Source organism: Eubacterium multiforme (genome assembly GCF_030813415.1).
GTDB classification, from domain to species: Bacteria; Bacillota; Clostridia; order Clostridiales; family Clostridiaceae; genus Clostridium; species Clostridium multiforme.
Genome location: NZ_JAUSUF010000003.1, coordinates 80,086 through 104,642, shown reverse-complemented (window position 1 = coordinate 104,642; position 24,557 = coordinate 80,086). Strand labels below are relative to the sequence as shown.

The window sequence follows — 24,557 nt, the reverse complement described above, 5'->3', positions numbered from 1 at the left end:
TAACTTAATGTAAATATGATTATCAAAACGATAAAAAGTTATCATTTTGATAATCATCCATTGTTATAGTTTTAATAATATTTTCCTTATGATAAAAAGAAACAATTATCAAAGTGATAATTGTTTCTTTTTTTATCATTTATTTTCTATTTTTCTATAAAGAGTTGCAATTCCTATTCCTAACTTTTCTGCTGCCATCTTTTTACCTATTGTATCTCTACCATAAATATCAAGAGCTTTATTTATATATTCTTTTTCAATCTCTCTTAAGTTTTTAATTTCATTAACTTCTTCTTTATTGCTATCATTACCATTATTTTTTTTATAATCTAATATACTTTTAGGTAACATATCCATAGTTATTATTCCATCTTCACCACATAAATTAACCATAAGTTCTACTGCATTTTCTAACTCTCTTACATTTCCACTCCATTTATATGTATTTAACCTTTCCAAAACCTCATCTTGAACAGTATGAACATATTTATTAAATATCTTATTATATTTTTTTATTAATTCATAAGTAACTATTTCAATATCACCTCCTCTTTCTCTAAGTGGTGGCACTTCAATAGGTATAACATTTAATCTGTAATATAAATCTTCTCTAAATTTTCCTTCAGCAACTAATTTTTTTAAATCCTTATTAGTAGCTGCAATAATTCTTATATCAAGATTTATTAATTTATTTGATCCTATTCTTACAACAGTTCTTTCCTGTAATACTCTAAGTAATTTAACTTGAAGATATAAAGGCATATCCCCTATCTCATCTAAAAATATTACACCAGTATTAGCTAACTCAAATTTACCAACTCGTCCACTAGAACTTGCTCCTGAAAAAGCCCCTTTAACATATCCAAAAAGTTCACTTTCTAAAAGGCTCTCTGGAATTGCTCCACAGTTAATTGCTATAAAAGGCTTATTTTTTCTATTACCTTCTGAATGTATAGCTCTAGCTACAAGTTCTTTACCTGTTCCACTTTCTCCTGTAATTAATACAGTTGATCTTGAATAAGATATTTTCTTTATTTTCTTTTTAAGCTGTTTCATTGCTGTAGAATTTCCAACTATTTCATTACAATTAATTTTATTATTTCCATGAGTTAAAATAACAGCATCATCTTTTAAACGTTTTAATCCATTAAAAATTAATATCTTTTCACATTCATTTTTATTAAAGAAATTATATACTAACTTACCAACAACCTTATATTTATTTTCTTTAATACTTATTTCAAAAATATCTCTATTTGGAAAATAATCATCTAATTTTTCTATATGTATATGCTCCCCAACAATTTCTGGTTTTAACTTAAGTATTTTTAAGGCAACATTATTAATAATTTTTATACTATTTATATTATCTATTGTTATTATTCCATCATCAATTGAGTTAATTATTTGTCTTAAAAATTTCAAGCTATTTTTATTTTTTAAAACTTCATTTTGTTCCATTAGTTTTATGGAAATAAATTCAGCTATCTGCTCTAAAAAACTCATCATAGTTTTAAAGTTATTTAATAAATGTTTCTTCTGATTTTCTGTTGAACATACTAAACCTATTACTCCAAAAGTTATATCTTCATATATTATAGGAACACAAATTTCCATATGCTCTTTGCAATTTCCATTAAATTTGCATTCCATGCAAATACTATCCTTACCTGGATTCTCTATTATTTTTGCTTGTCCTGTATTAATACATTCCTTATATACATAACCTGCAGATTCAATATTTTCTCCTATTCCATTTTTATATATTCCTGTTCCTGCAATCCTTTGCATATTGTAATCAACTATTTCTACATCTAACTTTAATATACTTGATAATAAAATAGCATATTTGTTTACTACATCTGAAATATCTTTTAAATTTATCTGCAACATTATATATCTCCTTCTTAACGATAATTTTTTAACATATATACTATTATAATCCATTTTTGACTTCTTTCATATGTTTTAAATTACCATTATTTTTCACCAGTAATATTTCAGATAAAATACTAACTGCTATTTCAGGTGGAGTTCCATCTGCTATATCAAGACCTATTGGAGTATATAACTTTTTAATTAAATCTTCTTCAACACCTTCTTCTTTTAATATTTCCTTTAACTTTTGGCTTTTTTTCTTACTTCCAACAATTCCAAGATATTTATAATCTTCATTAATTACTTCCCTTAGCCATTTTGCATCACTTTTATGCCCTCTAGTTACAATAACAATATAACTATCTTTAAAATTTATTTTTCTAACCCTTTCTGGATCTTCAGTTACTATAAATTCTTCTACATTTTTAAAGGCATCATATTCCTTAAATTCCTCTCTATCCTCAATTACAGTTCTTCTAAAATTCATTCCATCAGTTAATTTACATAAGCTTTGTGATAGATGTCCTCCTCCAAAAATTATTAGATTTGGTTTTGGATTAAATACCTTTATATATCCACTTACTGCCCCTCCGCAAACCATTTGTGTTTTTCCAGCTTCACTTAAATCATAGGAGAAATTTTCTCCTTTTCCATTATTAATGCACTTAATTGCTTCATTTATAACTATTGCTTCAACAGAACCTCCACCTATTGATCCCACAATATTTCCTTCACTATTTACACTCATTATTGACCCATTTTTTCTAGGAGTTGAGCCACTAGCTTCTGTTAAAGTAACAAGTGCTATAGCTCCTCCCTTTGACAATTCATCTATAATACTTTGTAATACCTTCTCATCCATAATTATCTCTTCCCCCTATTTTTTAATATTAATATACTCTCTAAAGTAGCTCCACCTATACATCTTGCCTTATCAGATATTAAATCACAATTTCTTTTTTGTTCTATTCTTGGATCTATATCTGCAATTTTAAGACCCTTTTTAACATAGTAACCATTTCTAATCATTCCTCTAATTACTCCAGTTAAAGTTGCCTTTATATAATTTCCTGAAACTTTACATATATTTTCTCCTTTTTCAACTATAGAGCCAATATCTTTAATTATTTCAAGATTTCCATCATATTCTGAATAAACAACTCTCTCCTTGCCATAACCTTGGATTATTCCTGGAATCCCTGTATTTTTTTGGGCTGGTCCATTAAATATTATTCTTCCTAAATCATGTCCTCTATTTGTCTCAATAACTATATCTACATCTTTACCAGCTATATAACCTGGTCCTAATGCAACTGTTATATCTGCCATACTTCTATTTGTACCTATATTTTTTTTGCAAAGTGTTGCGTCAACTACAGCCATTGGTTTTATCTTAGATATTATGTCTCCTTTTTCATCATTTAAAATGCATACTTTGTCCTCATCTAAAATTTGAAAAATTTCATCATAAGAATCTGCTCTCTTAGCTGTAACATCCTCAACTTTAAACTCTTTCTCATATATAGCTTCACTTAAACATACCTTTCTTCTTATAGAACTTGGCTTTTTAATTTCAATAGCTACCACCTTAAATCCTGATCTATAAAGCTTTTGTATTGCACCAGTTGCAATATCGCCAGCACCTCTAACAACTATTATCTCCCTCATAACTTCTATCTCCCTCTTAAATGTCTAACTTTTTAAAATCTTCTTTTGTATCTATATCACAAAATTTCGAAGGTGAATCAAAATCTACAAAGGTAACCTTTTCAATGTTATTAGTAATAATTCCTTTACCTCCAACATCTCCTTTAAGCTCCATTAACTCATCCTTAAATTCCTTTGAAAATATTACAGGACTACTATTACTTCCATTAATTCTTGGCACTATTATTCCATTTTTCTTATTAAATTCTTCTAATAATATATTTATAATTTCTTCACTTATTAAAGGCTGATCACCTGTAAAAAACATATATCCTTCATTATCTAAAATAGAATTTTTTAAAGAAACTTTAATAGAGGCACTCTGACCTAAGTAATTATTCTTATTATATACAGTTTTTATATTGTATTTTTCACCTATATTTTTAACATCTAAATCTTTATAAACAAGAATTATTTCATTAAACCCAATATTTTTAACAGTTAAAATAACCCACTCAACTAATGGTTTACCTTTAAAATTTAGTAAAAGCTTATTTTCTCCCATTCTTTTGCTTAATCCTGATGCCATTATTACTGCTAATATATCCATCACCTCCATTAAAAAAGCCATAATATATTTTTTTCTTTAAACTTCCTCCTAAAACTTTGGATAAAGATATCTTTTTTGTCATTAATTTTTCAAGCAATCTCCATGCCATTTCTAAATCTTTACTATTTTCTATTTTATTTAAAAATAATATTTTTTCACCTTTAGAATTTTTAAATAAACCTTTTTCATTACATATAATTTTTGCTAATACATCTACTGTTATTTCATCACCAATTTCCTTTTTACATAAACCTTTAAATATATCAATTCTATGTATGTTACTTTCTGAAATTTTATCTCCTATTAAATTTATAGGTATTATTCCAATAGTTTTTGTTGTATCTTCTATTATTACAGGCTCCTTTTCATTCCAACCTTTAAGTGGCTTTCTCTTAGAACCATCACCTTCTAATAATACATAATCAAAATACTTACTATATCTTTTTATTTTATCTATAGAACATCCTACCTTATTTTTTTCATGACTCTCTTCTCCAATAAAAGTTATACCATTATGTATTTTTATATTTTCCTCTTCATTTAATAGACAAAATCTATCTACTTCATCTTTATTTGGATAAAACATTTTCGTAGTAGTTGAAACCATAACCTTACTAGTTCTAATTTCTTCTGCCAAAGTATATATAAAAGTAGTTTTCCCTCCAGAACCTACTACTGAAATAATATCCTTTTCCTCTAAATCAATTAATTCACTTAAATTTTGCTCCATTACATTCTCCTTTTTTTCACTAAAACATAGCTTAATAATTAAATTATAACTGTTATTATTTTCAAAATACATAATTTTTTATCCATATTTAACCTAATATTGATTTTATTGTAAATAAAAAGCAGATTAAAATAAAAATCTGCTTTTTGTAAAATATTCACATGATATTTTAATATTTAGTTTTAGAATTATCTTCAACCCAATATTTAAATGCTTCCATACAAGATTTCTTGTCAATAGATTCTAAATCCACTATATTTTTATCTTTACATCCATCTCTTAAAAACTTTAATATATGTTCATCTCTAAATCCAATATTTCTTGCATCCTCTACTGTGCATCCATAATACACCTTTGATATATTTGCCCAAATAATTGCAGACATACACATAGGGCATGGTTCTGATGTAGTATATAATTCACAACCACTTAAATCAAATGTATTAAGTTTTTTGCAAGCTTCTCTTATAACATTTACTTCACCATGAGCCGTTGGATCATTAGTGGCTATTACAGTATTATGTGCTACTGCTATTACTTTTCCATCCTTAACTATGGCTGAACCAAAAGGTCCTCCTTCATGATTTTTCATACCATCCATACAACTTTTTACACATAAATTCATTATTTCATTCTTATTCATCTCAATAACCTCATAAATTAATTTTAGATTTTACACTCTTATTATACCAAAAAATTCCTTGATATGAATTTTATTAAATTAATTTATTATTTTCTTCTTAATATAGCTTTTTTAGTAGCATTAAATATTTTATTATATCCAGTACATCTACATAAATGACCTGATATTTCTCTTCTTATTTCTTCATCAGTATAATCTTTTCCACTTTCTACTAAAGCTGTTGTTGTTAATACTAAACCTGGTGTACAAAATCCACATTGGACAGCACCTTCATCTATAAAAGCTTTTTGAACATCTGAAAGCTGTCCATTTTTTTCTACTCCTTCAATAGTTTTTATTGTTTTACCATTAGCCCAAGCAGCTAAATAAATGCAAGAATCTGTTGGAACTCCATCTATTAATACTGTACATGCTCCACATTCCCCTACAAGACAACCCTGTTTAACTCCAGTTAAATGTAATCGACTTCTTAGCACCTCTGATAAAGATTCTCTAACATCTATTTCTATTTCATATTTTTTATCATTAACTGTAAGTTTTATTTTTTTCTTTAAACCCATAATATTTCACCTATCCAATCTATATCTATATATCTTTAGCTCTCTTAACAGATTCCTTAAGTCCTCTATAAGTTAATTCTTCTATTAAATGCTCTTTATATTCCTTTGATGCATTCCAGAAATCTATTGCCCTTGAAGATTTTAAAGCTAGTTTTCCAATTAACTTCATATTTTCATCAGTTACTTCCATATTTTTTCCTTCAACTTCTGCTACTTCACATCTTAAAGGAGTTGGTCCTGAAACTCCTAATGCTACTCTTACATCTTCAAATTTTCCATCTTTAACTTCTACAAGAACTGAAACTCCCATTAAGGCTATATCCATTGCATTTCTACTAGCAAATTTAATATAGTTTCCATATTTGTTTTTATAATCTTTTTTCTCAATTATTATACTTACTAATATCTCATTTTTCTCTATATTAACTATTCCAGGTCCTGCATAAAAATCTTTTATTTTAACTATTCTTTCTCTATCTTTAGATTTAAGTTTTAATTTACTATTTAAAGCAAATAAACTTGGTGCACTATCTCCAGAAACCGCTCCATTGCAAACGTTTCCTCCAATAGTTGCAATATTTCTAATTTGAGGTCCACCCATTGAAACTGCTGCCTCTGCAAGTATTCCTATATTTTCATTTATTATGTCACTTCTAAATATTTCTGAAAAAGTTGCCATAGCTCCTATTTCTATTGATTCATCCTCAAGTACTTTTATTTCATTTAATCCTTCTATATCCCTTATACTTATTAAATTTAAAGATTTAAATCTTTCTTCGTGAAGCTTTACAAGTACATCTGTTCCTCCAGCTATTACTGTTAAATCATTACGTTTTGACAATAATTCTAATGCTTCTTCTAATGTTTTAGGTTCCAAAATTTCATTTATATCATACATATTAGTTACCTCCTATATAAGTCCAACTTCCTTAAATTTTTCAAAAACAGATTGAGCATCCATTGGTAATTTATTAAATGCTACTCCTGTTGCATTTAATACTGCATTACGTATAGCTGGTGCTGGAGAAATTGTTGTATTTTCTCCTAAAGATTTTTGACCATAACTAGATGTTGGATCATAGGTATCTACAAATTCACATTTTATTTCTGGAGTATCCATAATTGTTGGAAGTTTATAATGTAAAAGATTATTATTTATAATTGCTCCTGTTTTTTCATCTATTATAAATTTTTCTGATAAAGCAAAACCTAAAGCCATACTAACTCCACCATGAACTTGTCCTTCTGCTAATTTTTTATTTAATATTTTTCCTGAATCATGTAAATTATAAAGATCTAGAATTTTTATTTTTCCTGTTCTTATATCAACCTCTACTTCAACAAAAGTTGCTCCATAAGCTATTGCATTATTTTTAACCTTAACAGTTAAATCACTTGTTATAGGTGCATATTTTTCCTTATTGTAATATGCCTCTAATGCAATTTCTTCTAGTGGACAAATTTCTCTCTTTATTCCTTTTTCTATTACCTTTGCATCTTTAATATCTAAAAGTTCTGCATCTAATCCACACTTATCACTTGCAATTTCTAAAGCTTTTCTTTTAACTTCTAATGCAGCTTTTTTTATTGCTTGTCCTGCTATAAATGACTGTCTTGATGCATATGAACCTGTATCAAAAGGAGTAACATCTGTATCTTGTTCTGAAACTAAAGTAACCATATCAAAAGGTATTCCAATAGTTTCTGCTGCCATTTGACTAAATACTGTATCACTACCTTGTCCTATTTCTGTAGCACCAACTTGAACCTGTACAGAACCATCTTGATTCATTACTATTCTTGTACCTGCTGCTTCAAGTGCTACTGGCCATGTTCCTGAGAAATAACTAAAACAAGCCATTCCTACTCCTCTTCTTATAGGACCATCTTGATTTTTATATAATTCTCTCTTTTTATCCCAATCAATTAATTCTCTTCCTCTTTCTAAACATTTAGGTAATCCAAATGTACGAACTACAAGACCTGAAGCTTTGTCTATATGACCTTCCTTTATAAAACTATTAAGTCTAAAGTCTACTGGATCTATATCTAAATCTTTACAAATATCATCAATCATAGATTCCATAACAAAACACATTTGTGGAATACCATAAGCTCGCATTGCACCTGCAACAGGAAGATTAGTATATATAGTTTTTGGACGATATTTTTCTGCCTTTATATCATAAAGAGGTCTAATTTTACTTCCAGCACTCATAGCAATTGAATGACCATGAGAAGCATAAGCTCCATTATTTACAAGGTTTTCTATATCATATCCTTCTAATTTATTATCCTTTGATAATGCCATTTTAATATTTACTCTCATGGCATGTCTTGTTCTTGTTGCAACAATTGCTTCTTCTCTTTCTAATTGTAATCTTACAGGTCTTCCATTAACTGCAAGAGACATAGCTGCTGTTATTGGTTCAATTATAACGTCTTGTTTTCCACCAAAACCACCACCAACATAAGGTTTTATTACTCTTACTTTACCAATTGGTAAATTACATGCCTTTGCAACAATTCTTCTTACTATGTGAGGTATTTGTGTTGATGTTATAACTAACAACCTACCCTTTTCATCAAGCTTTGCTATAGCATTATGTGTTTCCATCTGACAATGGTGAACTATTTGTGTTTCATATTTTTTATTATATATTTTATCTGCATTTTTAAAAACTTCTTCTGGATCTCCAACAGTTATTCCAAAGTCACTAATTACATTATTAGGTCTTTCTTCATGAATTACTGGAGCTCCCTCTTTTATTGCTTCTTCTTGATCTATAACAAAAGGTAAAACCTCATAATCTACTTTTATTAATTTTAAAGCTTTTTTTGCTGTAAGTTCATCAGTTGCTACAACTGCAGCAACTGCATCCCCAACAAAACGTGCCTTATCTGTAAGTAATGCATAATCCTCTATATCTGCATGACTTGGATCTAAAGAATATGGATGGCCTGCTGTACCAAACTTTGTATTTGGAACATTCTTATATGTTAATACTGCTTCAACTCCATCTAAATTTTCAGCTTCTTTAGTATCTATATCTTTTATTTTTGCATGAGCATAAGGACTTCTTAAAACCTTTCCTACAAGTACATCCCTTTCAAAATAATCTGAGCAGTACTTAGCTTTTCCTGTAACCTTAGCTATTGCATCAACTCTGTTTATTCCTTTTCCTATTAAATCATAAGAATTCTCCATGTATAGCCACTCCTTTAATACTTAATCTCTTATAATAACTATCAATATATTATTTATTTTATGAATTCCTTTTTTCTTTTACTTCTTTTTTATATTTACTAGCTAAAAATAAAACTATTAATGCTAAAACTACATTTAGCCATTGAGTTATTTGAATAAATATATTTACTTTGCTTATTGTTAAATTTACTGCTATACATGCCACACCAATTGTTAATATAGCCCAATACTGAAGATTTATTCCTTCTGAATTTTTTAGCTTTATCAATTTGTATATTTGTGGGAAAAATGAATATATTAAAGTACAACTTCCTAAAAGTTGGGCAACATTCCCCCAAAAATGTAAATTATTCATAATAAACATCTCCTATCATCAAATCTTTTTATTTTTCTTTTCTTTTTGAGCATAATGAATTATTAGTATAGTTGTAAAAATAGCAAATACAACATTTATAGATTGAATAATTAATTGAACCTTTGGTACATTACATATAAATTGATTTATACAAATACAACATATACCAAATGTCATTATTATCCAATATTGTTTACTATTATTTCCTGGACTCTTAGTTTTTAAAATAGTATAGATTTGTGGTAGGAAAGAATATATTACTAAAACTCCTCCTATAATATTTATAATTGTTCCAAATTTTATTAAACCACTCATAGCACCCTCACTCCTCGTTTAAACCTTTACATAAAACTTTAAAAATTTAGTTTTGTAATTTAGAAGTGAGTCCCTCCCTTCTTTATTTTAATTTTTTTTATCTGTGATATAAGTTGCGGTATGAATTTTTTGATTTATACTTTTTTATATGTACCTTTATTATAACCAGATCCATATTTTCGCCTCCCTTTAATTAGATTAAAGACATCGATCTTTATATTATATAAATAGCAACATTTATGCCACTTATTTTTGAAAAATATATCATATAATACCTTATTTAATTATATTTTACAGTAAAATATTACAAGATGCATAATTTCTAAAATTTTTATTATCAATATGATATTATATTATCAAAACGATAATATAATAATATTCTATATATTTTTTTAAAACTTATTATAGTTATGTTAATTTAATATTATATTTTTAACAAATTAATAAATTTATCCTATTAATATTTTTATAAATTTAATATTAAAAACTTTATCGAAAATAAATTTTATCAAATTGATAATGATATTGTTATTATTTTATCTTTTTCAATTTTAGAATATAAAAAAAATAGATAATTTCAATAAGTTATTGAAATTATCTATTTTTATTTTATAGTAATTTACCATATTTTCTTATATATATTTTCTTTACTACAGTAACTAATATCATATATGCACATATTGTTATTACCAAATATACGAAGTATATAGATGGCATTTGATCCATTTCAACCATTCTTCCAAGTGGTGTATATGGAAGTATAGTTCCAACCAGTATTGCAAGTCCTGTAAAGAAGAATACTGATTTTGATGCTCTACTTTGTATAAATGGAATCTTTGGTGTTCTTATCATATGAATTACTAGTGTTTGTGTCCATAATGATTCAACAAACCATCCTGCATTAAATAATCCTACAAATAATAATTTATTAACACCTGTCTCACCATAATATCCTCCACATACTGATGGACATATAACAAAGTATAATAATATATAAGTTGTTACATCAAATATTGAACTTGTTGGTCCAAACCATACCATAAAGCTTCCAATTGATGATGCATCCCATTTACGTGGTTTCATTAAATATTCTTTATCTACATTATCCCATGGAATTGAAATACATGAAATATCATATATAAGATTTAAAATTAAAATTTGAATTGGTAGCATTGGTAAAAATGGTAAAAATGCACTTGCTATTAATACGCTAAACATGTTTCCAAAATTAGAACTTGCAGTCATCTTTATATATTTAATAATATTTGCGAAAGTCTTACGTCCTTCAACTACACCTCTTGCAAGTACCATTAAATCTTTTTCTAATAATATAATATCTGCTGATTCCTTTGCAATATCCACTGCTGTATCAACTGAAATACCAACATCAGATTTTTTCATGGCAGGAGCATCATTAATTCCATCTCCCATAAATCCTACAACGTGATTATTACTCTTTAATGTTGAAACAACTCTTGCCTTTTGATTTGGTGATAATTTTGCAAATATATTTGTGTGTTTAACAGCTTCTTTTAAATCTTCATCACTCATATCTTCAATTTCTGATCCTAAAAGGATGTTTCTTGAATCTATTCCAACTTGTTTACATACATACTTTGTTACCTTTTCATTATCTCCAGTTAAAACCTTAACTTCTACACCATAATCATGTAATGCTCTTATTGCATCAGCTGATGATTCCTTTGGTGGATCTAAGAAACTTATATATCCTATAAGAACCATGTTACTTTCATCTTTAACAGAAAAACTTTCTGCTGGTGATGGATTATCTTTTTTAGAAATTCCAATTACCCTCATACCTTTTGCATTAAGATCTGCAACTGTTTTTAATATTTCTTTTTTAAGTTCATCAGTTAAAGTAACTATTTCCCCATTATACTCTGCAAAGGATGATATCTCAAGCATTTCTTCTACTGCACCCTTTGTTATAACTTGAGTTTTACCAACTTCATCTTTTAAAACAACTGACATTCTACGACGAGCAAAATCAAATGGAATTTCATCTACCTTTTCATATTTTTTATCTAAATCTTCAAAACCTTCTTTTTGTCCATACTCAAGTACTGCAACATCTAGTAAGTTTTTAAGTCCTGTTTGAAAATAGCTATTTAAAAATCCATACATTAATACTCTTAAATCTTCATTGCCATGAATATCTAAATGATTTTCTAATATTATTTTATCTTCAGTAAGAGTTCCTGTTTTATCTGTACAAAGTACATCCATAGCACCAAAATTTTGTATTGAATTTAAATTTTTAACTATAGTTTTATACTTTGACATTTTAACTGCACCTTTTGCAAGGTTTGTTGTAACTATCATTGGAAGCATTTCTGGAGTTAATCCTACTGCAACTGATAATGCAAATAAAAATGCTTCTAACCAATCTCCCTTTGTAAATCCATTTACAAAGAAAACTACTGGAACCATAATTAACATAAATCTTATTAAAACCCAGCTTACAGAATTAACACCTTTATCAAAGCTTGTCATTTCTCTTTTTTGAGTTATTGTATCAGCCATACTTCCAAGTACTGTACTATTGCCAGTAGATAAAACAACAGCTTTTGCTGTACCACTTATAACGTTTGTTCCCATAAAAGCTAAGTTATTTAATTCAAAATGACTTTTTATCTTTTTATTTTTTATTTCTTCTGGTAAATCTCCAAACTTTTCAACAGCCTCTGATTCTCCAGTCATTGATGATTCACTTACAAATAAGTCCTTAGCAAAAAGAATTCTTACATCAGCTGGAATCATATCCCCAGCATTAAGCTTTATTATATCTCCTTGTACTATTTCATTCATTGGAATTTCAAAAACTTCACCATCACGTACAACTGTTGCTGTAGTTGTAATCATTGCCTTAAGTTTTTCTCCAGCTTTACTTGATCTACCCTCTTGTACGAAACGAAGAACTCCACTTAAAGTTACCATTATTGTAATTATAATTACTGTAGTTAAATCCTTTTGACCTGGTGCTGGAATTACATAATCTGTAAAAAATGATACTATTGCAAGTATTATTAACACCACTGAAAATGGATTTATAAATGAATCAAAAAGTCTTTTGTACCATGTTATTCCATCACTATAACTTATTTCGTTATATCCGTAATTTTCTATTCTTCTTTCTGATTCTTCCTTTGTTATACCTTCAACCTTTGTTTCTAACTTTTCAAATAAATCTTCCTTTTTAAGTAATCCAAATTTAATTAATTTATTATTTATTTCTGTTCTTCTTAATTCTTTTTCTGCTTTATTTTTTAAAACACTTTTTTTCATTTTTAACCCTCCTCATTTTTCAATAGAATATGAGAATTCTGGGCAAAGAAAAACCTGCATACTACACATAATACATTTGTAGTAAACAGGCTCCATTAAATTTCTATATTTTTAGGCAAATCAAACAAGCCTTGAAACTGGCTGTAATTTAAAATTAATTTTTAATTTTGCCTTTAAAAATATAGACTCCCTCAGGTGCCCGTCTATTCCCATAAAACTACTTCCAGCTTCCACTCGCATTCACCTCACTAATTTCTAAATCTAAAAATAAAAAAATCCTCATTTAAGCACAAACTTAAACGAGGATATATAAATTTCATCATATAACCTGACCCCGTTCAAGCTTCAACTCCGTAGGGCAATGAAATTGCATTAGAATACGCCTTAAAAAAATCGACGTACTCTGCTGACCTTCTAATAGTGTCTCCACTATTTCGCGGCAGCAACCCGTATCCCTATGGTAGCCTCACCTACCGAGAATATTTACTTATATAAAAAAATACCTTTGATAACTTTATTATATTAAAGCAAAGATCTATTGTCAACTTATACACAAAAGGTTAATCTATTGTTCAAAAATCAATTGTCTTTTTAAACTTTACTACAACCTTTATTAACATTGTACATAATTATTAATATGATTTTTTGTATTTCAATCTATTATTAGTTAATATTAGTGTTAAATTAATAAATATTATTGATAGTGTCTATCTATAGTGCTATATTAAATTTATAGTACATAGAAAATTCTGGATATAAAAAAATTTAACTAAAGGAGGAAAATTTATGAATTATCAATTAAACTTTAAAGATAATGTAGTTCTTATAACAGGTGGAAACGGTGGTATTGGAAAAGAAATTGCAAAAGGTTTTGCTTCACTAGGTGCTACAACAATTCTTGTTGGAAGAAATACAGAAAAATTAAAGTCAACAGAAAAAGAAATACTAGATGCTAATGGAAAATGTAAAATAATACAGGCTGATTTAAATATTCCAGAAGAAATAGATACTCTAATAAGTAAAATTAAAAAAGATTTTGGTAGAGTAGATATTTTAATAAATAATGCTGGAATTGGTCATAGAATTCCATCAGTTGATGTTACAGAAAAGGAATGGAATTCTGTATTAAATATTAATTTAACTGTACCATTTATTTTATCTAGTAAAATTGCTAAAGAATTTATGATTCCTCAAAAGTCTGGAAAAATTATAAACACTGCATCAATGGGTGGTTTTGCTGGAATACCAGCAGCTGCTGCATATAGTTCTAGCAAAGGAGGAATTCTTCAATTAACACGTTCTTTAGCAACTGAATGGGCAAAATATAATATTCAAGTTAATGCTATATGTCCAGGTTATATTGCTACTAACTTAATAAGTGCTGCTATGTCAAATGAGCAATGGATGCAAATTGTAAAACTTAGAACTCCTGCAGGTAGAGTTGGAAAACCAGAAGAAGTTGTAGGTGCTGCATTATTTCTTTCATCTCAAATGGCAAACTATATTACAGGAACATATATTCAAATTGATGGTGGAGGTTATGCAGCTGGATTCTAAAATAATCCTATTAATGAATTAACTTAATTTGCATATACACTTTAAAATAACAAATAAAAAATAGCTGTTACTTTAGAAATTTTATTTATCTAAAAGTAACAGCTATTTTTATATTATGTTATTTAGTTATAGTTTACAAAAACATCATTTACTGATATTTTATTTTTTATAAATTTCTTACTATAAAGCCAATCTATATTTTTTTGCCAAACCTCTTTATTTTGTGAAAGAAACTCTGCATTTTTAGTTTGCATTTTTGGTAGTAATATTTTCATACTTTTCTCTTCTACACTTTTTGTTAATGGGAAACTATCCTTTTCTTGATGCTTTAATAATAAATCTAATGATTTACCTGGGTTATTTTTCATATCTTCAAATCCCTTTTTAGATGCACTTAAAAATTTCTTTATAAGTTCTGGATTTTCATTTATTGTTTTATTATTTGCCACAAATACTAATTCATATGAGTTTGGAATTCCATAATCTGAAGGATAAAAATAATTTACAGGAATACCCTTATTCTCCATTACAGGTACCTCATGATTTACCATTCCACCAGTAGTTGCATTAACTCTATTAGTTACCATAGCTGAAATTATATCAAATCCAACATCTACTAGTTTCATTTTATTTGGATTTCCTTTATCATTTTTAATCATCTCTTTAATTATTGCTTCACTTAATGGATCTCCTGAATATCCAACTGTTTTATTAACAAGATCTCTTGGTCTTGTTATATATTCATCCTTCTTAGATATTACAACATTTAATTCTGATTGAAGTATTGCTCCAACTGATTTTACTGGAACATCCTCATTTGCTATTGCATTTATTAACTGCTGTGGATAATATATTCCAAAGGTAGCTTTACCTGCTCCAACTAAAGATAAGGGATCTGATGCATTAGTTGGAAATTTAATATTAACCTTTAAACCTTCTTTTTCATAATAGCCCTTTTCTATTGCATCATATATAAAACTATGTACTGCATTAGGATACCAATCTAAAACTAAATCTACCTCTTGTAATTTTTTGCTAGAACTTTTATCATTTTCTTTATTACCACCGCAGGATACAAGAGTTAATACTAAAGATAATATAATTAATGATGATATTATTTTAAATTTTTTCATCATAATTCACTCCTCCACTTTATAATTCTTTTTTCTAATATATTTACTATTGCTACTAAAATTATTGCTAATAATGAAAGTATTAAAATAGGAGCAAAAACTCCAGCACCATTTAATTGTGTCATCATTCTTTTGCTAAAATAACCAAGTCCAGCTTGTGCACCAAGCCATTCTCCAATGGCTGCACCAATTAAACTAATAGGCACTGCCATTTTTAATGCTGAAAAGAAATAAGGTAAGGCTGATGGTATTTTTAATTTTATAAATATATCCTTTTTAGAAGCTCCAAAGGTTAATAAAAGCTCCTCCATTTCTCTTTTAGTTGATTTAAATCCATCATATACATTTACTGTAATTGGGAAAAAAGTCATTAACACTGTAACTACAACCTTACTTGAAAGTCCATAGCCAAACCATAATATAAATAATGGTGCTAAAGCTGTAATTGGTATAGTTTGCGTAATTACAACTAATGGATATAAGGCTCTTTCCACAGTTTCATTTAAGTTCATAACTATTGCTAAAGAAACTCCTAAAAATATAGATATAACTAATCCTATTATTGTTACTTCTAATGTTGCCTTTAAGTGAACTGTAAATAAAACATCTCTAAGTTTCCAAGTTTCTTCAAGTATTTTTGATGGAGAAGGCAATATGTACATAGCATTAATATATCTTGCAGCCCCCTCCCATATTAATAACAATATTATGGCTATTATTGCTGAGGGTATATACTTTTTCATATTTTCACCTTCTGTCTTAACTCTTCTATAAGATTATCTTTTAATAACAATAACTCTTCTACCTCTAACATTTTTCTACTTCTTGGATATTCAAGATTAATATTTATCTCCTTTAAATTTGTTATTGGATTTTTGTTTACAACAAATATTTTATTAGATAAAAACATTGCCTCTTCCACGTCATGGGTTATAAATAAAATTGTTTTTTTATACTTTTTCCACTGATCTAATATCCATTCTTGAAGAGAAAGTCTTGTTATAGCATCTAATGCACTAAAGGGTTCATCTAAAAGTAATAGTTCTGAACCAGTTAATAAAGTTCTTATAAAGGAAATTCTCTGTTTCATTCCTCCAGATAAATCCTTTGGATATTTATCCTTATAACTATAAAGATTAAATTTACTTAAAAGTTCCTCTCCCTGACTTTTTGCACTAGAACTAGAAACACCTTGTATTTCTAATGGAAGACAAATATTCTCTAAAATTGTTCTCCAAGGTAAAAGTAAATCTTTTTGGGGCATATATCCTATTTGTGATTTTAAATTCTTTATATTTTCACCTTTAATACAAATAGTTCCTGTTGAAGGTTTTTCTAAAGATGCAATTAACCTAAAAATTGTACTTTTTCCACAACCACTAGCTCCTATAATGCTAACAAAATCCCCTTTATTTACGTTAAAGCTTAAATCTTCAATTATATTTTCATTACTATTTGAATACTTAAAGGTAACTTCATTAAATTTTAGCATATTAATTTACATCTCCTTGTTATAAGCCATATCCCAAAACATATACTCATATTTACTTGTTGTTATAAATATATCTTTTAATTTTTCAATTTCTTCTTTAGATGAATCCTTTGTTATTTCATCAAGTAATTTTATATTCCAAGTTACTGTGTCTTTATATCCTTGTGATGTATATCCTTTTATCCAATCACCATAAAATTCATCTTCTAAGGAGTTAGGAATTTCACTAAGTTTTTCTCCTATAATTTGATAGCTCCAGCCACAAGCTAAAACAGCTACTGTTATTTCTTCTAATGAACCTTTAGCTGCTTCTGCTAACATATAGCTTGTATATGATTTATTTGTTAAAGTAGCCTTTGCACTTTTAAGTTCTTCCTTTGTTATATTTAATTTTTTCATATATCCATTATGTATACTCATTTCATTATTCAATATATCATTTACCATATTTGAATATTCCCTCATTGTTTCTTCATTATTAGCCTTTACAATACCTAGCGCAAAAACTTTAGCGTAATCTAAAAGATAAAGATAATCTTGAATTGTATAGAAACGAAATTTATCAATTTCTAAGGTGCCATGTCCAATTCCTTGAACAAAGGGATGATTAACACAATCCTCCCAAATATCCTTTACACTTTCATATAAATACTCTGAAACTTTCATAATAAAAACCTCCTAAATTTTAAAAACAAAAAAACCACCTTCAAAAGAAAGTGGTTCCTATACATAAATTATTAGTATTTCATATTAATATACTACAATTAAATTTATTCTAAATAAATATAACTATATAAAATATATTATGCACGTCCACTTCCCTACGCTAGTATTATCTAGATCAGGTTAAAGGGTATTTCTCAGCTTTACGCACCCCTAGTGTGTTTTTCTATTTTATTTTCGTTATCATTATAGCATAACTTTTTAATATATAACAAAATTTTTAAATTTATATTTCAAAAATATCATCTTTATTTAATGTTTTATCTACATATAATCTGTACCATATTATAAAGACTATTATGCTCCAAACTTTTCTGCTATAATCACCTTTTCCTGCTTTGTGATCCTTTAGCATAGTTAAAACTTCTTCTTTATTTATCTCTTTAACTGGGTTGTTATCTATTATATTAAATGCCCAATTATAAAGTTCATTTTTAAGCCAAACTCTCATTGGAACTGGATATCCTAATTTTCTCTTTGCATATAAATAATCAGGTAATTCATCTTTAAAAGCTTCTCTTAAAGCATATTTTGTAGTGAATTTTTGAACCTTTTCATCCTTTGTAAGAGTTGATGCTAATTTAAATACTTCCTTATCGACAAATGGAACTCTAATTTCTAAAGAGTTTGCCATAGACATTCTATCTGCCTTAGTTAATATGTCTCCAACAAGCCATGTATTTATATCAATATATTGTCTTTTTATTACATTATCATAATCTTTAACATCTTTAAATAAATTTTCTGTTAGTTCTAAATCATTTCTTGATGAACTATAATTTTTAAATACCTTAGCTTTTTCTCTTTCATTAAATATGTTTGCATTACCTACATATCTTTTTTCTAAAGGAGTTGTACCTCTTACAATGAAGCTTTTTCCTCTAACTGTATCAGGTATTGCCCCTACCATTGATTTTAATAAACTTTTCATTCCACTTGGCATATAATTAAACATTTTTAATGATTCATCTTCAGTATAAATATTATATCCACCAAAAAATTCATCTGAACCTTCTCCAGATAAAATTACTTTATAATCTTTACTAACTTCCTTACAAATATGATATAAAGGAATTATTGAAGGGTCTCCTATTGGACTATCCATATGATAAACTATTTTAGGTAACTCCTTAACATAGTCCTTATAATTTAATCTTATACTTACATTTTTTATTCCTATATCATCTGCAAATCTTTTAGCACTAGTTGTTTCATCATAACCATCAATATCAAAACCTATTGTATAAGATACTATGTTTGGATTTATTTCACTTGCAAGTTTAGTTATTATTGATGAATCTATTCCACTTGATAAGAAAGTTGCAACAGGTACATCACTTTCTAAATGCTTACTTACTGTATCTCTCATTACAGCTTTTATTTGAGCCTTCAACTCTTCTTTATCATGATTTTTTTCATTAAATTCAACATTAAAATATCTTTCTATCTTTATGTCACCATTTAAATCTTTTTCTAATAAATGACCTGGTGGAAGTATTTTTATTTCTTTAAAGATACTATCATTTGAAGGGATATATTGGAAAGTTGCATATTGACCAATTACGTCACTTCTATAAGTTAAGTTTTCATTTATTTCATGAAGTGCTTTTAATTCTGATGAAAAATAAAGTCCTCCATCTTTTTTCATATAATATAATGGTTTTATGCCAAAATTATCTCTTAAAGCAGTTATTTTTTCTCTCTCTTTATCATAAATAACAATTGCAAACATTCCTCTTAATTTATTAACTAACTCTTTTCCCATACAATCATAAAGAGTCGCTATTACTTCAATTTCAGAATGTGTTTCAAATTCATATCCATCTTTTATTAATTCTTCTCTAAGTTCTTTATAGTTATATATTTCGCCATTAAAAACAATTGTATATTTTTCTTTATAAGTAAAAGGTTGTGCTCCATTTTCTATATCTATAATACTTAATCTATTAAATACAAATAATGCATTATCATGTAGAACTTGCTTAGTATCATTTGGTCCCCTATGTATAATACTTTCTGCACATTTTCTGCATATGTTAACATCTTTTTCAGTTAAATGTCCCTTAAATAGTTGTAAAAATCCACACATAATTATTTTTATCCCCTTTTTTTGAATATTTAGCTTTATTTTATTTTTCTATATAAATATTGTATTTTTTTTCTTATGTTCATAAATTACAAAAACCTGAGTTAATTATTACAATAACGTTAAAATTGTATTAAATACGTTAATTATATATATATTAATATTTTTCTTAATATTTTCCTCTTTTATATTATGTTTTTTAATTTTACCATTATTTTTTATAATTTTGTATATATTTTTTTATTTTTGTACTAGAAGTTACCATTTTATTTATTTTATATAATATATTTTTTGTTAATATTTTCTTCATTTTGTTTTAAATTTATATAGAAATAATAGTTAATTGTAAAAACAAAGCAATTTCTGTATAATAATTTAGTAATTTAAATAATAAACTTAATTACAAAAGGAGAGAAAGATTTGAATATTTTAGTAGTTGATGATGAAATCAGCATATTACAACTTATAAAAATGAATCTAGAACTTCACAATTACAAGGTAAATACAGCAACTTGTGGAAATGATGCAATAGAATCAATTATAAAGGAAAGACCTGACATAATAATTTTAGATGCAATGCTTCCTGACATTAGCGGCTTTGAACTTATAAATAAAATTAAACTTATTTCAGATATACCTATTGTAATGCTTACAGCTAAAGGTGATATTAATGATAAACTTCTAGGACTTCAATTAGGTGCTGAAGATTATATAACTAAGCCCTTTAATAGCACTGAACTTCTTCTTAGAATTAAAGTAATTTCAAAAAGAATAACTAAAAACACAGAGGATTTAAGTAATTCCATTTCATTAGGTAAAATTAAAATATTAATTAATGAAAGAAAAGTTTTAGTAGATTCAAATTATATAGATTTAACCTTTAAAGAATTCGAAGTTTTAAAATGTTTATGTAAAAATAAAAGTAGAGTTTTTAGTAGAGAAGAACTTTTAAATAAAGTTTGGGGATATGATTTTCAAGGAACTACTAGGGCAGTTGATATATTAGTTCAAAGGCTTAGGAAAAAATTAGGTCCTTGTCAAAGTTATATAAAAACTCTTTATAAGGCAGGATATAAAATAGATGTTGAAGATTAAATTAACTCTTAAACAAAAAATTATATTAACATATATAGCTATTTTAGTGCCAATTATAACTTTTATATATATTGTTAATTTTAATACTTTATCTAAAAATTTATTAGATAACTCTCTTGAGTATTTATTAAAAGAAAGTAACACTATGGGAGGATATATTGAAAACTTACTAGAAGCTAATAAAAATCCAAATAAAGAGGAAGTTTTTAAATCTATCTCCCCATTTATTGCAACTAATTTAAGTAATAGGTTTAATATTAGAGTTCAAACAATAAGTAACTCTGGTCAAATAACCTATGATTCCGATAAAAATCAAATTAGTTTATACAACAAAGATATTGATAAGGCTATTGATGGTTCTCAATCTTACATTATAAAAAAAGTAGATAGAGTTCCTTATATTTTTCTATCAACTCCTATATTTTATAAAAATACTCACTGTGGAGTTTTTAGACTAATATTAAAAAATTCATCATCAGTTTCCATATTAAATAATACTCTTACTATAATGATAATTGTTGGAATTATAGCTCTTTTCATAGGAGTAATTTTAATACTTGCCTTTTCAAAAGAAATTGTAACACCAATTTTAACTCTAAAGAACCAGTCAAAAAGAATATCTAAAGGTAACTTTGGAGAAAAGGTTGAAATTAATAGTGGTGATGAAATTGAAGATTTAGCTAATACCTTTAATTTAATGAGTGAAAATATTGAAAATTATATAAGTGAACTCAAGGAAGCTAAGGTTAAGCAAAAAAAATTCTTTGATAATATATCTCATGAATTTAAAACTCCTCTTACTGCAATAATCGGCTTTTCTGAAATAATTCCACAATTAAAGGATGAAGAAAAAATAATAAAAAGTTCTTCTTTAATTGAAAAAGAGGGCCGTAGATTATTAACTTTAGTAGAAGAAATTTTAATTTTAGCAAAATCTAATAATGAAAATTTTGCTATTTATGCCACTTATATAAATCTTAAAGACTTAATTGATGAATGTTTAAATATATTGCACATAAAACTTAATAACTATCATATAAATGTAATCAAAAATTATGATCATATATTTACTTATGGTGATTATGATAAAACAAAACAAATATTTATAAATGTTATTGATAACGCTATAAAATATAGTGGCTGTGAAAATATAGAAATTGTATCAAAGGTTTATGATAATAAAATAGAGATTTCTATTACTGATGATGGTATTGGTTTTGATACTTCAAATATAAAAAGTACACAAGGAAATGGTTTAGGCTTAAACATATGTAAAAATATATTATCTAGTCAAAATGGGGACTTTAAAATTCAAAGTACTTTAGATGAAGGTACCACTATAACTATTACCTTCTTTAAGAAAAAAGAATAACCTCTATGATAATTTTGAAAGGAACTTTTTATGAAAAAGAATCTTAAAAATATAATAGTATTATATTTTCTATTTGTAATTGCATGCTTAATATTTTACTTTTATTCTACAAGAATTGTATATAACAACTTAAAAGTTATTGATAATTTTGAATCAACAAAAAAATCCTTCACAATTAAAGTACCAAGTAAAATATTAATTCACAACAAATATTTAGGTGATGTGAAAATCGATAATAACTTAGTAATGAATGATATACTAAAATATTTTTCTAACATAACTTCATCTAATTCTAAAAATAATAATCCTATAAAAAATGATAATGTTGTAACTCTTTCAGGTAAAATTTATTATTCAAATGGTAATACAGAAAATTTTACTGTAAACAATGCTTTAACCTTAGAAAATAAAACTTATTATAATGATTCATATTACATTAATACTTTAAGAAACACACTATTTAATTGTTTATATAATTATTCACATATAATAAACATAATAAATAATCCAAAATCTAAAATAACTTGTATAAAAGACAATAAATCTCATACTTTAAATAAAAATGAAAAGATAAACCTACTTTCATCTTTAAAGGGCTTTAAAACTATGGAGGATAATAAGGACTTTTTAAATATTAATTTAAATGAGAATCCAAGATTTGTCTTTAATATTTTTATTGATGGTCATAATAATTCTATTGCAAATAATACAATATATCTTATTGTTTATAAAAATTATTTAGTTCTTCAATACTTAGGAGATGAAAATGGTAAAAATATTTATATAAAAGGTGATCTTAATGAAAATTGTTTTACATAAAAAAATATTTCTAATTGTTATTTTACTTATTATTTTAGTGCCAATTATTTATTGTTTATCTCCTAGAAAAAAAGAAAATAGCTATCCAAATCTTAAAGGAAAACATCTAACTGTTTATGTAGCCTTAAGAGAGGAAGAAGCCAAAAGTTTATTAGAAAAATTCAAAAAAGAAACTGGATGCACCTATGAATATATAAAACTCCCTACTGAAGAAGCAGTTAAACGAATATTAGATGAAAAAAACAGTCCTAATGGAGATATATTTATAGGAGGTACCTGTGATGCTTATGAACTTTTAAAATCAAAAAATGCTCTAGCTAAGTATAAATCACCAAATTCCTATGATATTCCTTCAAAATATAAGGACTCTCAAGATTATTGGACTGGTTTTCAACTAGATACATTGGCTATAGGTATTAATAAATCCATTTGGAATAAAGAATTTGCTTCAAAAGGATTTAAATTACCTGAAAGCTTTGAAGATTTACTAGCTCCTGAGTACAAAGGAAAAATAATAATGCCAAGTCCTGAAACTTCTGGTACTGGATATACACTTTTAGCTTGTCTTTATCAGCAATTAGGCGAATCAGGTTATAAAAATTTTATAAAAAAACTGAAAAATAATATATCATCTTATACTGTTAGTGGATTTAATTCAATTCAAAGAGTTTCTTCAGGTGAATATGCCTTTACAGTAGACTTTTTAGGAGATCAACTTATTTGTAATAAATCTAATCCAAACATTATAAGTATTACCCCTAAAAATACTGGATGGAATGTAGATTCTATTGCTGAAATTAATAATTGTGCAAATAAAAAAGTAGCTGAAGCTTTTATAGATTTTATACTTTCTAATGATACAGCTAATAATCTTTCTGTATTTTCTAAAGCTATATCAACAAAAAAGACTAATTCTGTTACTCAAAATATATATGAAGGATATAGTTTTAAAAAGGCAGCTTTAGAAAGAAATAATATTATGAATATTTTCAATAATACCTACAATTAAAAAAATACAAAATATTTTA

22 protein-coding genes and 2 riboswitches are annotated in these 24,557 nt (G+C 26.7%); of the genes, 5 read left to right on the top strand and 17 right to left on the bottom strand.

Annotation, left to right across the window (positions count from 1 at the left end):
• Positions 1-135: 135 nt before the first annotated feature.
• From J2S18_RS06690 to mgtA, 12 genes are all read right to left on the bottom strand, one after another.
• Complete coding sequence (locus J2S18_RS06690) at positions 136-1,893, bottom strand: sigma-54-dependent Fis family transcriptional regulator (protein ID WP_307484875.1); 1,758 nt, start codon at positions 1,891-1,893, stop codon at positions 136-138.
• Between the two features lie 43 nt (positions 1,894-1,936).
• On the bottom strand, positions 1,937-2,740 hold the full coding sequence (locus tag J2S18_RS06685) for an XdhC family protein (RefSeq protein WP_307484873.1): 804 nt from the start codon (positions 2,738-2,740) through the stop codon (positions 1,937-1,939).
• Positions 2,741-2,742: 2 nt separating this feature from the next.
• Positions 2,743-3,546, bottom strand: coding sequence for a selenium-dependent molybdenum cofactor biosynthesis protein YqeB (gene yqeB, locus J2S18_RS06680; RefSeq protein WP_307484870.1), 804 nt, complete (start codon positions 3,544-3,546; stop codon positions 2,743-2,745).
• A gap of 16 nt (positions 3,547-3,562) precedes the next feature.
• The gene (mocA, locus tag J2S18_RS06675) at positions 3,563-4,135 is read right to left on the bottom strand and encodes a molybdenum cofactor cytidylyltransferase (RefSeq protein ID WP_307484869.1); all 573 of its coding nucleotides are present in this window, start codon (positions 4,133-4,135) and stop codon (positions 3,563-3,565) included.
• Positions 4,077-4,865: a selenium cofactor biosynthesis protein YqeC gene (gene yqeC, locus J2S18_RS06670; RefSeq protein ID WP_307484867.1), complete on the bottom strand. Its 789-nt coding sequence runs from the start codon at positions 4,863-4,865 to the stop codon at positions 4,077-4,079. The genes mocA and yqeC overlap by 59 nt, the downstream gene beginning before the upstream one ends.
• 169 nt (positions 4,866-5,034) lie before the next feature.
• A complete protein-coding gene (locus J2S18_RS06665) occupies positions 5,035-5,508 on the bottom strand; it encodes a nucleoside deaminase (protein ID WP_307484866.1) in 474 nt (157 codons plus the stop codon).
• A gap of 86 nt (positions 5,509-5,594) precedes the next feature.
• The gene (gene xdhC, locus J2S18_RS06660) at positions 5,595-6,068 is read right to left on the bottom strand and encodes a xanthine dehydrogenase subunit XdhC (protein WP_307484863.1); all 474 of its coding nucleotides are present in this window, start codon (positions 6,066-6,068) and stop codon (positions 5,595-5,597) included.
• A gap of 25 nt (positions 6,069-6,093) precedes the next feature.
• Entirely contained in the window at positions 6,094-6,966 is an 873-nt protein-coding gene (gene xdhB, locus J2S18_RS06655; RefSeq protein ID WP_307484860.1) for a xanthine dehydrogenase FAD-binding subunit XdhB, read from the bottom strand.
• A 12-nt stretch (positions 6,967-6,978) separates the two neighbouring features.
• Positions 6,979-9,276, bottom strand: coding sequence for a xanthine dehydrogenase molybdenum-binding subunit XdhA (gene xdhA, locus J2S18_RS06650; RefSeq protein WP_307484857.1), 2,298 nt, complete (start codon positions 9,274-9,276; stop codon positions 6,979-6,981).
• Positions 9,277-9,334: 58 nt separating this feature from the next.
• Positions 9,335-9,631: a PQ-loop domain-containing transporter gene (locus J2S18_RS06645; RefSeq protein ID WP_307484856.1), complete on the bottom strand. Its 297-nt coding sequence runs from the start codon at positions 9,629-9,631 to the stop codon at positions 9,335-9,337.
• 18 nt (positions 9,632-9,649) lie between these two features.
• Positions 9,650-9,946 carry a hypothetical protein gene (locus J2S18_RS06640; RefSeq protein ID WP_307484855.1) on the bottom strand — a complete coding sequence of 99 codons (297 nt, stop codon included), beginning with the start codon at positions 9,944-9,946 and terminating at the stop codon, positions 9,650-9,652.
• Positions 9,947-10,555: 609 nt separating this feature from the next.
• A complete protein-coding gene (gene mgtA, locus J2S18_RS06635; protein ID WP_307484854.1) occupies positions 10,556-13,252 on the bottom strand; it encodes a magnesium-translocating P-type ATPase in 2,697 nt (898 codons plus the stop codon).
• A gap of 321 nt (positions 13,253-13,573) precedes the next feature.
• Positions 13,574-13,737, bottom strand: a riboswitch (M-box (ykoK) riboswitch).
• Positions 13,738-14,038: 301 nt separating this feature from the next.
• Here mgtA and J2S18_RS06630 point away from each other — a divergent pair.
• Entirely contained in the window at positions 14,039-14,809 is a 771-nt protein-coding gene (locus J2S18_RS06630; protein ID WP_307484852.1) for an SDR family NAD(P)-dependent oxidoreductase, read from the top strand.
• A 122-nt stretch (positions 14,810-14,931) separates the two neighbouring features.
• Here the strand turns inward: J2S18_RS06630 and J2S18_RS06625 are convergent, their stop codons facing one another.
• From J2S18_RS06625 to asnB, 5 genes are all read right to left on the bottom strand, one after another.
• Positions 14,932-15,945, bottom strand: coding sequence for an ABC transporter substrate-binding protein (locus J2S18_RS06625; RefSeq protein ID WP_307484850.1), 1,014 nt, complete (start codon positions 15,943-15,945; stop codon positions 14,932-14,934).
• Positions 15,942-16,685, bottom strand: a complete 744-nt coding sequence (locus J2S18_RS06620) for an ABC transporter permease (protein ID WP_307484849.1) — start codon at positions 16,683-16,685, stop codon at positions 15,942-15,944. Before J2S18_RS06620 ends, J2S18_RS06625 begins: the two co-directional genes overlap by 4 nt.
• A complete protein-coding gene (locus tag J2S18_RS06615) occupies positions 16,682-17,434 on the bottom strand; it encodes an ABC transporter ATP-binding protein (RefSeq protein WP_307484848.1) in 753 nt (250 codons plus the stop codon). The genes J2S18_RS06620 and J2S18_RS06615 overlap by 4 nt, the downstream gene beginning before the upstream one ends.
• Positions 17,435-17,440: 6 nt before the next feature.
• Entirely contained in the window at positions 17,441-18,100 is a 660-nt protein-coding gene (tenA, locus tag J2S18_RS06610; protein WP_307484847.1) for a thiaminase II, read from the bottom strand.
• 135 nt (positions 18,101-18,235) lie between these two features.
• Positions 18,236-18,322: riboswitch (TPP riboswitch) on the bottom strand.
• Between the two features lie 61 nt (positions 18,323-18,383).
• Positions 18,384-20,246: an asparagine synthase (glutamine-hydrolyzing) gene (asnB, locus tag J2S18_RS06605; RefSeq protein WP_307484844.1), complete on the bottom strand. Its 1,863-nt coding sequence runs from the start codon at positions 20,244-20,246 to the stop codon at positions 18,384-18,386.
• Positions 20,247-20,663: 417 nt separating this feature from the next.
• Here asnB and J2S18_RS06600 point away from each other — a divergent pair, with 417 nt between their 5' ends.
• Genes J2S18_RS06600 through J2S18_RS06585 form a run of 4 tightly spaced genes read left to right on the top strand, consistent with a single transcriptional unit; the run spans position 20,664 to position 24,538 of the window.
• A complete protein-coding gene (locus J2S18_RS06600) occupies positions 20,664-21,338 on the top strand; it encodes a response regulator transcription factor (protein ID WP_307484842.1) in 675 nt (224 codons plus the stop codon).
• Positions 21,325-22,710 (top strand): HAMP domain-containing sensor histidine kinase, encoded by a 1,386-nt coding sequence (locus J2S18_RS06595; protein ID WP_307484840.1) that lies wholly within the window; start codon positions 21,325-21,327, stop codon positions 22,708-22,710. The genes J2S18_RS06600 and J2S18_RS06595 overlap by 14 nt, the downstream gene beginning before the upstream one ends.
• A 30-nt stretch (positions 22,711-22,740) precedes the next feature.
• Positions 22,741-23,529 (top strand): DUF3919 family protein, encoded by a 789-nt coding sequence (locus J2S18_RS06590; RefSeq protein WP_307484837.1) that lies wholly within the window; start codon positions 22,741-22,743, stop codon positions 23,527-23,529.
• Positions 23,510-24,538 (top strand): ABC transporter substrate-binding protein, encoded by a 1,029-nt coding sequence (locus J2S18_RS06585; RefSeq protein WP_307484834.1) that lies wholly within the window; start codon positions 23,510-23,512, stop codon positions 24,536-24,538. Before J2S18_RS06590 ends, J2S18_RS06585 begins: the two co-directional genes overlap by 20 nt.
• Positions 24,539-24,557 lie beyond the last annotated feature (19 nt).

Coding starts and splice junctions, on each gene's coding strand:
- J2S18_RS06690 (WP_307484875.1), bottom strand. CDS start 1,893: ATGTTGCAGATAAATTTAAAAGATATTTCAGATGTAGTAAACAAATAT.
- J2S18_RS06685 (WP_307484873.1), bottom strand. CDS start 2,740: ATGGATGAGAAGGTATTACAAAGTATTATAGATGAATTGTCAAAGGGA.
- yqeB (WP_307484870.1), bottom strand. CDS start 3,546: ATGAGGGAGATAATAGTTGTTAGAGGTGCTGGCGATATTGCAACTGGT.
- mocA (WP_307484869.1), bottom strand. CDS start 4,135: ATGGATATATTAGCAGTAATAATGGCATCAGGATTAAGCAAAAGAATG.
- yqeC (WP_307484867.1), bottom strand. CDS start 4,865: ATGGAGCAAAATTTAAGTGAATTAATTGATTTAGAGGAAAAGGATATT.
- J2S18_RS06665 (WP_307484866.1), bottom strand. CDS start 5,508: ATGAATAAGAATGAAATAATGAATTTATGTGTAAAAAGTTGTATGGAT.
- xdhC (WP_307484863.1), bottom strand. CDS start 6,068: ATGGGTTTAAAGAAAAAAATAAAACTTACAGTTAATGATAAAAAATAT.
- xdhB (WP_307484860.1), bottom strand. CDS start 6,966: ATGTATGATATAAATGAAATTTTGGAACCTAAAACATTAGAAGAAGCA.
- xdhA (WP_307484857.1), bottom strand. CDS start 9,276: ATGGAGAATTCTTATGATTTAATAGGAAAAGGAATAAACAGAGTTGAT.
- J2S18_RS06645 (WP_307484856.1), bottom strand. CDS start 9,631: ATGAATAATTTACATTTTTGGGGGAATGTTGCCCAACTTTTAGGAAGT.
- J2S18_RS06640 (WP_307484855.1), bottom strand. CDS start 9,946: ATGAGTGGTTTAATAAAATTTGGAACAATTATAAATATTATAGGAGGA.
- mgtA (WP_307484854.1), bottom strand. CDS start 13,252: ATGAAAAAAAGTGTTTTAAAAAATAAAGCAGAAAAAGAATTAAGAAGA.
- J2S18_RS06630 (WP_307484852.1), top strand. CDS start 14,039: ATGAATTATCAATTAAACTTTAAAGATAATGTAGTTCTTATAACAGGT.
- J2S18_RS06625 (WP_307484850.1), bottom strand. CDS start 15,945: ATGATGAAAAAATTTAAAATAATATCATCATTAATTATATTATCTTTA.
- J2S18_RS06620 (WP_307484849.1), bottom strand. CDS start 16,685: ATGAAAAAGTATATACCCTCAGCAATAATAGCCATAATATTGTTATTA.
- J2S18_RS06615 (WP_307484848.1), bottom strand. CDS start 17,434: ATGCTAAAATTTAATGAAGTTACCTTTAAGTATTCAAATAGTAATGAA.
- tenA (WP_307484847.1), bottom strand. CDS start 18,100: ATGAAAGTTTCAGAGTATTTATATGAAAGTGTAAAGGATATTTGGGAG.
- asnB (WP_307484844.1), bottom strand. CDS start 20,246: ATGTGTGGATTTTTACAACTATTTAAGGGACATTTAACTGAAAAAGAT.
- J2S18_RS06595 (WP_307484840.1), top strand. CDS start 21,325: ATGTTGAAGATTAAATTAACTCTTAAACAAAAAATTATATTAACATAT.
- J2S18_RS06590 (WP_307484837.1), top strand. CDS start 22,741: ATGAAAAAGAATCTTAAAAATATAATAGTATTATATTTTCTATTTGTA.
- J2S18_RS06585 (WP_307484834.1), top strand. CDS start 23,510: ATGAAAATTGTTTTACATAAAAAAATATTTCTAATTGTTATTTTACTT.